Genomic DNA, 12805 nt, shown 5'->3' with positions numbered 1-12805 from the left:
GGGCCCTCTCATAGACTCCCGCCCATGCCGACGACGCCCCGAGTCCCGCCCGCCCGCCGCGTGGTGGCCGAACTCGCCGGAGCCGACTACGCCTCGGCGTTCACCGTGCCGGCCACCGGACTGGAGTCCCGTACGGCGGACCACTGGGCACGAGCGGTCGTCGAGCAGGCGCCGTGGCCCGTGCGCTGGGCCCTGCTCACCGGCTGGCGCGGCGTCCTCGGCCTGCGACTGGCCCCGACGTACGCACCGGGCCACGTCCTGGGCTGGCCCGTCGAGCGGGACGAGCCGGACGCGATCACCCTGCGGGCACGCTCCCCGCTGCTCCTCGCCCGCAACACCGTGTCCGTCGACGGCGCGGGACTCACCTGGACCACCCGGGTCCACTACGAGCGCCGCGCCGGCCGGACGGTCTGGGCGGCGGCCGCCCAGGTCCACCACCGACTGCTCCCGTTCCTCCTGCGCCGGGCGGTCCGCCGGGCGGCGTGAGGCCGATGCCCCCAGGGGGGCCACCGGGCACCCGTGCCAGCACCCCGCCGGCGCCCCGCACCGGCGCGCACCGGCCGTGGCCGACACGCGGCCCCGTCGAAGCGGGGCGCGTGGTCCCGGAGGGGCCCCGCCGGCCGGGGTCAGCGCGCCATGATCAGGCTCATCGCCTCGGCGCGGGTCGTGGAGTCGCGCAGCTGGCCGCGCACCGCCGAGGTGATCGTCTTCGCTCCCGGCTTACGCACCCCGCGCATCGTCATGCACATGTGCTCGCACTCGATCACGACGATGACGCCGCGCGGCTCCAGGATGCGCATGAGCGCCTCGGCGACCTGTGTGGTCAGCCGCTCCTGGACCTGCGGACGGCGCGCGTACACGTCGACCAGCCGGGCGAGCTTGGACAGGCCGGTGATCTTCCCGTCGGCCGAAGGGATGTACCCGACGTGCGCCACGCCCACGAAGGGCACCAGATGATGTTCACAGCTGCTCTGCACTTCGATGTCCTTGACGAGCACCATCTCGTCGTGGCCCAGGTCGAAGGTCGTGGTCAGGACGTCCTCGGGCTCCTGCCACAGGCCCGCGAATATCTCCTTGTACGCGCGGGCCACCCGGGCGGGTGTCTCGCGCAGGCCCTCGCGGTCGGGGTCCTCACCGACCGCGATGAGGAGTTCGCGCACGGCGTTCTCGGCGCGCTTCTCGTCGAACACGCCGATCCTGCCCTCGCCGTCCAGGGTCACCGGGTCAGTCATCAGTGCCTCGTTCCTGTGCATGTCACCGGGGCCCGGCCCTCGGTGCCCTCGTCGTGGGGCCTGCCGGCCCACGGGACGGAAAAGCCCGTGCCCCCCAAGGCTAGAACCTGGGGGGCACGGGCTTCATTCCGGGCTGTACGCGCCGCGACTAGCTCTCGCCGCGGTCCTCCGGGGACGGCTCCGGCTGCGCCGGGGGCGTCTTGTCGGTGGAGATCCCGCCGGTGACCGCCGGGGTGCCGTTGGCCCCGTGGGTCAGCTGGAGCTCCCGGGGCGACAGGACCGGGGGCCGCGTCGACGGGGTGCGCCGGGCGGAACCGGTCCACGCCGGACGGGCGGGACGCTTGACGATCGGGGCGAAGATCTCGGCGATCTGCTCCTTGCCCAGCGTCTCCTTCTCCAGCAGCTGGAGGACCAGATTGTCGAGGACGTCGCGGTTCTCGACCAGGATCTCCCAGGCCTCGTTGTGCGCCGTCTCGATGAGCTTCTTGACCTCTTCGTCGACGAGCGCGGCGACCTCTTCCGAGTAGTCGCGCTGGTGGCCCATCTCACGGCCCACGAAGGGCTCCGTGTTGTCGCCGCCGAACTTGATCGCGCCGAGCCGCTCGGTCATGCCGTACTGGGTGACCATCGCGCGGGCCGTGCCGGTGGCCTTCTCGATGTCGTTGGCCGCGCCGGTGGTCGGGTCGTGGAAGACCAGTTCCTCCGCCGCGCGGCCGCCCATCATGTACGCGAGCTGGTCGAGCATCTCGTTGCGGGTGGTCGAGTACTTGTCCTCGTCCGGGAGCACCATCGTGTAGCCCAGGGCCCGGCCCCGGGACAGGATGGTGATCTTGTGGACCGGGTCGGAGTTCGGTGAGGCCGCCGCGACCAGGGCGTGTCCGCCCTCGTGGTACGCGGTGATCTTCTTCTCCTTGTCCGACATGATCCGGGTCCGCTTCTGCGGGCCCGCGACCACCCGGTCGATCGCCTCGTCCAGCATGTCGTTGTCGACGAGCTTGCGGTCGCTGCGCGCGGTGAGCAGCGCCGCCTCGTTGAGCACGTTGGCCAGGTCCGCGCCGGTGAAGCCCGGGGTCCTGCGGGCGACGGCCGCGAGGTCGACGCCCGGGGCGACCGGCTTGCCCTGCTGGTGGACCTTGAGGATCTCCAGACGGCCCTGCATGTCCGGGCGGTCCACGGCGATCTGCCGGTCGAAACGGCCCGGACGCAGCAGCGCCGGGTCGAGGATGTCGGGCCGGTTGGTGGCGGCGATCAGGATGACGCCGCCCTTCACGTCGAAGCCGTCCATCTCGACGAGCAGCTGGTTCAGCGTCTGCTCGCGTTCGTCGTGCCCGCCGCCCATACCGGCGCCGCGGTGGCGGCCGACGGCGTCGATCTCGTCGACGAAGACGATCGCCGGGGCGTTCGCCTTGGCCTGCTCGAAGAGGTCACGGACCCGGGAGGCACCGACACCGACGAACATCTCGACGAAGTCGGAACCGGAGATCGAGTAGAACGGGACCCCGGCCTCGCCGGCGACGGCCCGCGCGAGCAGGGTCTTGCCGGTTCCGGGCGGGCCGTACAGCAGCACGCCCTTGGGGATCTTGGCGCCGACGGCCTGGAACTTCGCCGGTTCCTGCAGGAACTCCTTGATCTCGTGGAGTTCCTCGACCGCCTCGTCGGAGCCCGCGACGTCCGCGAAGGTCGTCTTCGGGGTGTCCTTGGTGAGGAGCTTGGCCTTGGACTTCCCGAAGTTCATGACCCGGGAGCCGCCGCCCTGCATCTGGTTCATCAGGAACAGGAAGAGCACGACGATCAGGATGATCGGCAGGAGGGAGAGCAGGATGCCGACGAAGGCGTTCTGCTTCGCGGGCTGGACGGTGTAGCCGTCCGGGATCTGCTTGTCCTGGTACTTCTTCTGCAGCGCTTCGGCGAGGTCGGCGCCCTGGGTGCCGATGTAGCTCGCCTGGATCTTGCTGCTGCCCTTGACCTTCTGGCCGTCCTTCAGCTCGACCTTGATGGTCTGTTCGTCACCGGTGCTGAGCTTGGCCGACTTGGCTTTGTTGTCGTTGATCGCCTGTACGACCTGGCCGGTGTCCACTGTCTTGTAGCCGCCGGACGAACCGACGACCTGCATCAACACGACCACGGCGAGGACGGCCAGCACGATCCACATGACCGGCCCACGGAAGTATCGCTTCACGTCCATCCACACGGAGCGGTGGCGCCCCGTCCCTCCTGCCATAGTGAGTTTGATAAAGACTGTTCTTCGGACGGTACCCCAGCATTGTCACCCGAAGACGCAGGGGACTGCTGGGGAACCGGCCTCCGCCCCCTCCAACGGCGGGCGGGCGCCGAGGGTTCCCCGGAGTGTGCCGGAGACCCTCAGCCGCCGTACACGTGCGGGGCGAGCGTGCCGACGAACGGCAGATTGCGGTACTTCTCCGCGTAGTCCAGCCCGTAGCCCACGACGAACTCGTTGGGGATGTCGAAGCCGGTCCACTTCACGTCGATGGCGACCTTCGCGGCGTCCGGCTTGCGCAGCAGCGTGCACACCTCCAGGGAGGCCGGCTCGCGGGAGCCGAGGTTGGTGAGCAGCCAGGACAGGGTGAGCCCGGAGTCGATGATGTCCTCGACGATCAGGACGTGGCGGCCCTTGATGTCGGTGTCGAGGTCCTTGAGGATGCGCACGACGCCGGAGGACTGGGTGCCGGCCCCGTAGGAGGACACCGCCATCCAGTCCATCGTGGCGGGGGTGGACAGCGCGCGCGCGAGGTCCGCCATCACCATGACGGCGCCCTTCAGGACACCGACGAGGAGCAGGTCCTTCCCCGCGTACTCGGCGTCGATCTTCGCTGCCAGCTCGGCGAGCTTCGCGTCGATCTCTTCCTTGGTGAGGAGAACCGACTCGAGGTCGGAGCCCATGTCTTTCGCGTCCACGCGCATCACTTTCGTCGTTCGAGCCGGTGGCCGGCGCCTGCCCGCCCGTGGGCCCGCGCCGTCAGCCTTGCCGGAGGACCAGTCTGCCACCTAGCCGCCTGGCCTCGACTTTGCCCGGCAGGTTGATGGCCCCCTGACCGCGCCAGCCGGTGATGAGCCGGTCGACTTCCTCGATGTGCTTGGCGAACAGGGCGCCCGCGGGGGCGCCTTCGGCGAGCAGGGCGGCGCGCAGGACGCGGCGGCGTACGGCGGGGGGCAGCGCGTACAGGGCGGCGCAGTCCAGGTGGCCGTGCTCGTCGCGGACTCCGGCGGCGGCCCGCTGCGCCCAGGAGTCCAGGGCGTCGGCGTCGTCCCTGGAGAGCTGGGCGGTGCGGGCCAGGGCCTCGACGACGCCTTTGCCGAGGGACTTCTCCAGCGCGGGCAGTCCTTCGTGGCGCAGCCGGGAGCGGGTGTAGGCGGGGTCGGTGTTGTGCGGGTCGTCCCACACGGGCAGGGCCTGGACCATGCAGGCTCTGCGCGCGGTCTGCCGGTCCACCCGCAGGAAGGGGCGGCGGTAGCGGCCGCGGGGTCCGGAGACCTCGGCCATTCCGGACAGGGAGCGGGTGCCGGAGCCGCGGGCGAGGCCTAGCAGGACGGTCTCCGCCTGGTCGTCGCGGGTGTGGCCGAGCAGGACGGCGGCGGCGCCGTGGCGTTCGGCGACGGCGTCGAGGGCGGCGTAGCGGGCCTCGCGGGCGGCCGCCTCGGGTCCTCCGGCGTGGCCGACGTCGACGGCGACGGACTCGACGGGGTCCAGGCGCAGGGCGCCGAGGCGGGAGACGACCTCGGCGGCGCGGGCGTCGGAGCCGCTCTGGAGGCGGTGGTCGACGGTGACCCCGCCGGCCCGGACGCCGAGGCGGGGGGCCTCGAAGGCGAGGGCGGAGGCGAGGGCCATGGAGTCGGCTCCGCCGGAGCAGGCGACGAGCACGAGGGGGGCGTCCGGGGCGGGGGCGCGGAACGGGCGGCTGGCGCGGAGGATGCCGGCGGCCCAGTCCGGGGAGGGGGCCTGGCGCTCGGGAGGGGCGGCGGCCGACATCGCGGGCGGCTCAGGGGCGCGGGCGGTGGCACCGGCGGCGGCCGAGGCGTGCTGGCTGAGGATGTCGTGCAGGGCGCGGCGGACTGCCAGACGTATCGCCGCGACCGCGGGATGGGGACCCATGTCCGGTTCCCTTCATGGGGATCTTGTACGAGTTCGGGAGCGCTGTGTTCCGTGGGGCCCCGGGGGGTGAGGGAGGCCCCGCACTGTCACGCAGTGTGCGGAGATGGTGACAGAAACAGGCTGTTCTCCGAGCATCGCACGCCCGCCCGTGACGCACGGTCCCTCGGACGGGTGATTACCGGGTCGTACTTCTGCCGTCGGCCGCATCTTCTTCACACACGGCCGTACGGTGCGGGTCCGCTTCGGCGGTGCCACCGGCGTACGCGGGGCGGGGGCGGTGTACGGGGGGCGGGGCGGGGCCGCTCGTACGGGGGTGGGGCGGCGTGCGGCGGGCCGGGGCGCCGCCACCGCGGCGTGCGGCGCCCCGTTCGCTACTCGGCGCTGCTGTGCACGCGGGCGATCCAGTCCTCCGGGCGGTGGATCTCGGCCTTGGTGGGGAGGGTGTTGGGCGAGGTCCACACGCGGTTGAAGCCGTCCATGCCGACGCTCTCGACGACGGCGCGCACGAACTTCTCCCCGTCGCGGTACTGCCGCAGCTTCGCGTCGAGTCCGAGGAGCTTGCGCAGGGCGAGGTCGAGGCGGCTGGCGCCCTTGGCGCGGCGCTTCTGGAACTTCTCGCGGATCTCGGCGACGGAGGGCACGACCTGGGGGCCGACGCCGTCCATGACGTAGTCGGCGTGGCCTTCGAGCAGGGACATGACGGCGGTGAGCCGGCCGAGGATCTCGCGCTGCGCGGGCGACTGCACCATCTCGACGAGGGAGCGCCCCTCGTCCTCACCGGGCGCGTCCGGGCCGGCCTCCTTGCCGGACGTGTCGGACCGGTCCTTGTCGAAGAGGGACTGGACGGTGTCGCGGAGGCGGTCCACGAAGGTGCCCGGGTCGAGTTCGGTCTCGGCGAGGAACGCCTGGATCTCGTTCTCCAGGTGGTCCCGCAGCCAGGGCACGCCGGTGAACTGGGTGCGGTGGGTCTCCTCGTGGAGGCAGACCCAGAGCCGGAAGTCGTGCGGGTCGACCTCCAGCTCCCGTTCGACCTGGACGATGTTGGGCGCGACGAGCAGCAGCCGGCCGCCGCCCGTACCGGCGGGCAGTTCGCGGGAGGCGGGGGCGAAGGTCTCGTACTGGCCGAGCACCCGGGAGGACATGAAGGACAGCAGGACGCCGAGCTCCGCGCCGGTGACCTTGCCGCCGACGGCCCCGAGGATGCTGCTGGAGCCGCCCTCGTTCCTGCGCTCCCGCATCTTGTCGAGGAGCGGGCCGAGCAGTTCGCGGAAACCGGCGACGTTCGCCCGTACCCAGCCGGGGCGGTCGACGACGAGGACGGGGGTGTCCGCCGCCTCGGCCCCGGCCATCCGGGTGTAGGCGCGGACGTGTTCCTCGGCGGCCTTGGCGTGGATGCGGAGCTCGGCGACGATGGCGCGTGCCTCGTCGCGGCTCACTTCGGGGCCCGGCCGCACCAGCCGGGAGGCGGTCGCGACCGCGAGATTCCAGTCGACCATCTGGGCACCACCGATGCTCGTCATGCGTCAACCGTACGTGCTGCGCGCGGTTTGCGGTGCGGGCTCGGGGCCCCCGGTGCGGAGGGGACGGTTCCGCACCGGGCGGCCGGGCCGGTTCAGGTGTCGGTGAGGGCGGCGGCCATCCGGTCGAGGGCGGCCTGCGCCTCCAGGGGGCTGGGCGCGTCCTGGGTCATGTACGCGAAGGCGAGCAGCCGGCCGGAGCGCGTCACGACGGTTCCGGCGAGGGTGTTGACGCCGGTCAGGGTGCCGGTCTTGGCGCGGACCATGCCGGTGCCCGCGGCGTTGGTGTGCTCGTTGTAGCGGGTGGCGAGGGTCCCGGTGAAACCGGCGACGGGCAGTCCGCTGAGGACGGGCCGCAGGGCGGGCCGGTCCTTGTCGCCCGCGTGCGCGAGCAGGCCGGTGAGCAGGGCCGGGCTGAGCCGGTCGGCGCGGTCGAGTCCGCTGCCGTCGGCGAAGCGGGCCCCGTCGAGGGGCAGTCCGAGCTTGCCGAGGCGGGCCCTGGTGGCCTTCCCGCCGCCGTCGAAGCTGGCGGGTTCGTGCGCGGCGAGCGCGGTCTGCCGGGCGAGGCCCTCGGCGATGTCGTTGTCGGAGTAGGTCAGCATGCGTTCGACGAGCGCGGACAGCGGGGCGGAGGACACGGAGGCGAGGGTCCGCGCGCCGGTGGGGGCCCGGTGCTGCCCGACCTCGTCCCCGACCTTGACGCCCCGCTCCCGCAGGAGGTCGCGGAAGCGTTCGGCGGCGTCCTTGTCGGGCCGGGTGCTGCGCGCGGCGGGGCCGCTGCGGGAGTCGTCGAGCCGGCCCTCGTCGGCCATGAGCGGGGTCACGGGCGCGATGTTCTCGTTGGGGCCTATGGGGTGCAGCCGGGGCCCGGAGTAGAGCGAGACGTCGTAGTCGACGATGTACGACCGCGCGGCCCCGTCCTTCTTCAGGGCGCGGGCGGTACGGGCGGCCAGTTCGCGCAGGCTCGCGAAGCCGTCGGGGCGGGCGCGGGCGGTGAGCGTCGGGTCGCCGCCGCCGACCAGGGTGAGCCGCCCCTTCCGGGCCCCCTTGCCGTCACCCCCACTCCCGCCGTCCTCGGCGCCGACGACCCTCGTCTCGATGCGGTGGTCGGCGCCGAGGGTGTCGAGGGCGGCGACGGCGGTGGCCAGTTTGGTGACCGAGGCGGGGGTGCGGGCGGTGCCGGCGTGCGCGTCGTACAGGACGGTGCCGGAGGCCACGTCGACGACGGAGGCGACGGGCCGTTCGCCGAGCGCGGGCTTGTCGAGCAGCGGGTCCAGCCGTCGGGAGAGGGAGCCCCGCGCGGGGACGCGGGTGGCGGAGCCGAGGGTGGTGAGGACGGCGGCGGCGCTGGGCGCGGGGGCCGGGAGTCCGGCGGAGGTCAGCCGGGGGGAGTCCTCGCCCCGGGGGGCACCGGGGGCCGGGGCCGCTCCCGCGCCAGAGGCGGCGGCCCCGGCCCGGCGGGCCTCGGCGACGCGCTGCCCCGAGGAGTCGAAGGGGCCGGCGAGGGCGGCGGCGGTGCCCGCGACGAGGAGCCCGAGGACGGCGGCGGCCGCGGTGACCCGCGCGGTGCCCGGCGGGCGCTGGGGACGGGTCCACGCGGGCAGCCGCGGGGGCCGCTGAAGGCGGGTCCACGCGGGCAGCCGGGACAGGGCGGGGGGCCACCGCCGCGGGCGGCCGGTGAGCCGTGGCTCGGGTACCTCGGGCACCTCGGGCACGTGGAACCAGCCCCTTTCACGATCACACACCGGAGTGAGGGACACTTAACCACTGCGCCCTGCCGCGAGCATGGCGCCCCGGTCCGTACGGGTTCCCCCGGCCCCCCGGGGCGAAGAGGGGCCCCCGGTCGGACGCAGGTACCAGCCCACACCCGCGCACGGTGCTTGAACACGTGCCGACCATGGAGGAACAACCGGTGGAGTTCGACGTCACGATCGAGATCCCGAAGGGTTCGCGCAACAAGTACGAGGTGGACCACGAGACCGGTCGGGTGCGGCTGGACCGTCGCCTCTTCACCTCGACCGCGTACCCGACCGACTACGGCTTCGTGGAGAACACGCTCGGCGAGGACGGCGACCCGCTGGACGCGCTCGTCATCCTGGACGAGCCGACCTACCCGGGTGTCCTGATCGAGTGCCGCACGATCGGCATGTTCCGCATGACCGACGAGGCCGGCGGCGACGACAAGCTGCTGTGCGTCCCGGCCGGTGACCCGCGGATGGAGCACCTCCAGGACATCGGCGACGTCTCGTCGTTCCTGCGCGACGAGATCAAGCACTTCTTCGAGGTCTACAAGGACCTGGAGCCCGGCAAGTCCGTCGAGGCCGCCGACTGGGCGAGCCGCGCCGAGGCCGAGGCCGAGGTCGAGAAGTCGTACCAGCGCGCCAAGGAGCAGGGCGGCCACTGAGCCCGAACCGCCTCACGTGCCCCCGGAGGGCCGTACGACCGGCAGGCCGTACGGCCCTCCGGCGTTTACGGTGCAGGTGGAGGGGTGAGCCGAGGGAAGGTCGGGAGGTGTGTGGCCTCCCGGGCGGACGGGCCGTACGGGCCCTCCGGGACCGGCGGACCGCGCGAGTCGGCGGGAGGCCGGGAGGGACGGGACGGACGGGTACGGCGGCGGACGCGTGGGGCACGGCGAGGAGCGAGGCGGACAGGTGAGCGAGCTGGAGGACCACGGGCCGCAGGAGGACCGCAAACCGCAGTCCGACGAGGCGCGCAGTGCCTTCTCCCCGCCGTCCGGGCTGCCGAAGCCGCCCCCGGCGGCACAGGGCGAGGACGAGTCGCAGGTCACCTCGGAGTTCGCGCTGCCCGAGGGGTTCCGCGCGCCGGAGCCGCAGGACGCGGCGAACGGGGCGGCCTCCTCGTCCGCGACGACCTCGGCGTTCACCGCCCCGCACACCTACAGCGCGCGCGACGCCCCGGCGGCCTTCACCCCGCCCGAGGGCGTGCCGATGATACGGCTCACCCAGGAGGCGCCCTGGCAGGACCGGATGCGCACGATGCTGCGTATGCCGGTGGCCGAGCGGCCGACGCCCGAGCCCTCGCAGAAGCACGACGCGGAGGAGGGCCCGGCCGTTCCGCGCGTGCTGGACCTGACGCTGCGCATCGGTGAGCTGCTGCTCGCCGGCGGTGAGGGCGCCGAGGACGTGGAGGCGGCGATGTTCGCCGTGTGCCGCTCCTACGGCCTCGACCGCTGCGAGCCGAACGTCACGTTCACGCTGCTCAACATCAGCTACCAGCCCTCGCTGGTGGACGATCCGGTGTCGGCCTCGCGCACGGTGCGCCGTCGCGGTACGGACTACACGCGGCTGGCCGCCGTGTTCCAGCTCGTGGACGACATCAGCTCCCCGGACATGGAGGTGTCCCTCGAAGAGGCGTACCGGCGGCTCGCGGAGATCCGCCGTAACCGGCACCCGTATCCGGGGTGGGCGCTGACGGCGGCCAACGGACTGCTCGCGGGCAGCGCCTCGGTGCTGGTCGGCGGTGACGTGGCCGTGTTCTTCTGCGCGGCGATCGGCGCGATGCTCGGGGACCGGCTGGCGTGGCTGGCCGCGGGCCGCGGGCTGCCGGAGTTCTACCAGTTCCTGGTGGCGGCGACCCCTCCGGCGGCGGTCGGGGTGACGCTGACCCTCGTGCACGCGGATCTCCAGGCGTCCGCGGTCGTCACCGGTGGCCTGTTCGCCCTGCTGCCGGGGCGGGCGCTGGTCGCGGGGGTGCAGGACGGGCTGACGGGCTACTACATCACGGCGGCGGCCCGGCTCCTGGAGGTCATGTACTTCTTCGTCGGCATCGTCATCGGCGTGCTGGTGATCCTGTACGTGGGCGTGCAGTTGCACGCGCCGCTCGACCCGGACGTCGCGCTGACGGCGGTGAACCGGCCGGTCGCGCAGATCCTCGCGTCCGTCGCGCTGTCGCTGGCCTTCGCGGTGCTGCTCCAGCAGGAGCGCTCGACGGTCCTCGCGGTGGCGGCGAACGGCGGGGTGGCGGGGCTCGTGTACGGGGCGATGCACTACACGGGGAAGATCTCGCCGGTGGCCGCGACGGCGGTGGCCGCCGGCCTGGTGGGGCTGTTCGGGCAGTTGCTCTCGCGGTACCAGTTCGCTTCCTCGCTGCCGTACGTGACAGCGGCGATCGGCCCGCTGCTGCCGGGTTCCGCGACCTACTACGGGCTCCTGGGCATCGCGCAGAACAACCTGGACGAGGGCCTGCTGTCCCTCTCCCGGGCGGTGGCCACGGCGCTGGCCATCGCGATCGGCGTGAACCTCGGCTCCGAGGTCTCCCGCCTGTTCCTGCGCATCCCCGGGGCGGCGAACGCGAGCCGCAGGGCGGCCAAGCGGACGAGGGGCTTCTAGACGAGGGCCCTCCGGGGGCGCCGCGCCCCCGGAGGCCGGCGGAGCCCCGCACGCGAGGGCGTGCGGGGCTCCGCCGTGCCGGTGGGTCCAGCCGGCACCGGATGCCTCAGCGCTTGGCGTGGCGGCCGCGCGAGGGGGGCTCGCCGTGCGGCGGGTCCTGCGGGGGCCGCGGCTGCGACGCGTCCTGCGGACCGGCCTCCTGGGGCCCCTCGCCGTACGGGTCGACGGCGGGCATCGGCTGGGTGGTCCGCGGTGCCTCCTGGCCATAGCCGCCGGGACGGCCGTACCCGCCGTAGTTCTGCGGGGCCTGCGGGGCCTGCGGGCCGCCGTAGGGCGCGGCGCCGGGCGCGGGATACCCGTACTGCTGCGGATGGGGGCCGGGCTGCTGCCCCTGGCCGGGGCCGTCCTGACCGTACGGGGCCTGGCCGTAGGGCTGCTGCTGGCCGTACGGCTGCTGTCCGTAGGGCTGCCGCTGTCCCTGGCGCTCCTGGTGGCCGTACGGGGAGGGGGCGGCGGGGCCGCTGTCCCGCCGGGCCTCGCCGGGGCCGCCGTCCGCCCCGTCCCGCTTGCCCTTGCCGCGCGCCCGCAGGTACTCGATGGCGATCGGGACGACGGAGACGAGGACGATCGCCATGAGGATGAACTCGATGTGCTCCTTCACGAAGTCGATCTGTCCGAGCCACGAGCCCAGCAGGGTGACGCCCGCGCCCCACAGGACGCCGCCGATGACGTTGAAGGTGATGAACGAGCGGTACCTCATCCCGCTGACGCCCGCGATGATCGGCGTGAAGGTGCGGACGACGGGCACGAAGCGGGCGAGGACCAGGGACTTCGGGCCGTACTTCTCGAAGAAGTCGTGCGCCTTCTCCACGTTCTCCTGCTTGAACAGCTTCGAGTCGGGCCTCTTGAACAGCGAGGGCCCCACCTTCTTGCCGAACAGGTAGCCCGCCTGGTCGCCGAGGACGGCGGCGAGGCAGATCAGCGCGATGGCGGCCCACAGCGGGAAGTCGAGCTGGTCACCGGTGATCAGCAGACCGGTGGTGAACAGCAGCGAGTCGCCGGGCAGGAAGAAGCCGATGAGCAGCCCCGACTCGGCGAAGACGACCAGCAGCAGTCCCCAGATCCCGAACTGGTTGAGCAGGGTGTTCGGGTCCAGCCAGCTCGGTCCGAGAGCAAGCGTGTTCACGAGGTCGGACTCCTGGGGGTAGGGGCCGGCGGGGCGACATCCGTACGGCGGGGGGAGGTCATGCGGGAGTAAAGCTATCAACGGGTACCCCGGCGCCCTGGTTCCAGTGGGGTCGCCTCGCCCGCCCTCCCAGCATGCGCCAGAGGAGGAGAGGGGGCCAAGCGGGGGCCGGAGATCGAGGGCGGGTGGCTTCGGCGAGGCGTGTGGGCCGCCGGTGTCGCGCGGGCTCCTCCGGGCAGCGGAACGCCCCGTTCCTCCCTGAGGGCTGTCCCGTAATCCCTGGCGGGCGCGCGACGACAGCTGCGGCACCTCGCCGCGTTGCCGAAACGCCCGAATCGCTCCGCGATGAGGGCGCTCCGGCGCCTTGCGATGCACCACATCTGACGCCGCGCGCTGATCCACCAGGGATT

General features: G+C 72.9%; 10 protein-coding genes. 3 read left to right on the top strand and 7 right to left on the bottom strand.

From position 1 onward, the window contains the following. The first annotated feature begins 24 nt into the window (after positions 1 to 24). A complete protein-coding gene (locus ACFYMP_RS19710; protein WP_388858871.1) occupies positions 25 to 486 on the top strand; it encodes a hypothetical protein in 462 nt (153 codons plus the stop codon). A gap of 140 nt (positions 487 to 626) precedes the next feature. Here ACFYMP_RS19710 and folE read toward each other — a convergent pair whose 3' ends face one another. The 6 genes from folE to dacB form a co-directional block, all read right to left on the bottom strand. Continuing rightward, on the bottom strand, positions 627 to 1232 hold the full coding sequence (gene folE / locus ACFYMP_RS19705) for a GTP cyclohydrolase I FolE (protein ID WP_388858868.1): 606 nt from the start codon (positions 1230 to 1232) through the stop codon (positions 627 to 629). Positions 1233 to 1380: 148 nt separating this feature from the next. Further along, a complete protein-coding gene (ftsH, locus tag ACFYMP_RS19700) occupies positions 1381 to 3417 on the bottom strand; it encodes an ATP-dependent zinc metalloprotease FtsH (protein WP_388858865.1) in 2037 nt (678 codons plus the stop codon). Between the two features lie 176 nt (positions 3418 to 3593). Then, positions 3594 to 4154, bottom strand: coding sequence for a hypoxanthine phosphoribosyltransferase (gene hpt, locus ACFYMP_RS19695; protein WP_388858862.1), 561 nt, complete (start codon positions 4152 to 4154; stop codon positions 3594 to 3596). 55 nt (positions 4155 to 4209) lie between these two features. Then, on the bottom strand, positions 4210 to 5343 hold the full coding sequence (gene tilS / locus ACFYMP_RS19690; protein ID WP_388858859.1) for a tRNA lysidine(34) synthetase TilS: 1134 nt from the start codon (positions 5341 to 5343) through the stop codon (positions 4210 to 4212). A 371-nt stretch (positions 5344 to 5714) separates the two neighbouring features. Further along, entirely contained in the window at positions 5715 to 6863 is a 1149-nt protein-coding gene (locus tag ACFYMP_RS19685; protein ID WP_388858856.1) for a zinc-dependent metalloprotease, read from the bottom strand. A gap of 92 nt (positions 6864 to 6955) precedes the next feature. Beyond that, positions 6956 to 8575, bottom strand: a complete 1620-nt coding sequence (gene dacB / locus ACFYMP_RS19680) for a D-alanyl-D-alanine carboxypeptidase/D-alanyl-D-alanine-endopeptidase (protein ID WP_388858853.1) — start codon at positions 8573 to 8575, stop codon at positions 6956 to 6958. Between the two features lie 197 nt (positions 8576 to 8772). Between dacB and ACFYMP_RS19675 the strand changes: the two genes are divergently transcribed. Next, on the top strand, positions 8773 to 9264 hold the full coding sequence (locus ACFYMP_RS19675; protein WP_388859033.1) for an inorganic diphosphatase: 492 nt from the start codon (positions 8773 to 8775) through the stop codon (positions 9262 to 9264). Positions 9265 to 9511: 247 nt separating this feature from the next. Then, entirely contained in the window at positions 9512 to 11209 is a 1698-nt protein-coding gene (locus tag ACFYMP_RS19670; protein WP_388858850.1) for a threonine/serine exporter ThrE family protein, read from the top strand. Positions 11210 to 11315: 106 nt separating this feature from the next. Here ACFYMP_RS19670 and ACFYMP_RS19665 read toward each other — a convergent pair whose 3' ends face one another. Next, complete coding sequence (locus tag ACFYMP_RS19665; protein WP_388858847.1) at positions 11316 to 12395, bottom strand: VTT domain-containing protein; 1080 nt, start codon at positions 12393 to 12395, stop codon at positions 11316 to 11318. Between the last annotated feature and the right edge of the window lie 410 nt (positions 12396 to 12805).

The organism is Streptomyces sp. NPDC007088, from assembly GCF_042869355.1.
GTDB lineage: Bacteria > Actinomycetota > Actinomycetes > Streptomycetales > Streptomycetaceae > Streptomyces.
This window is presented reverse-complemented; position numbering and strand designations above follow the sequence as displayed.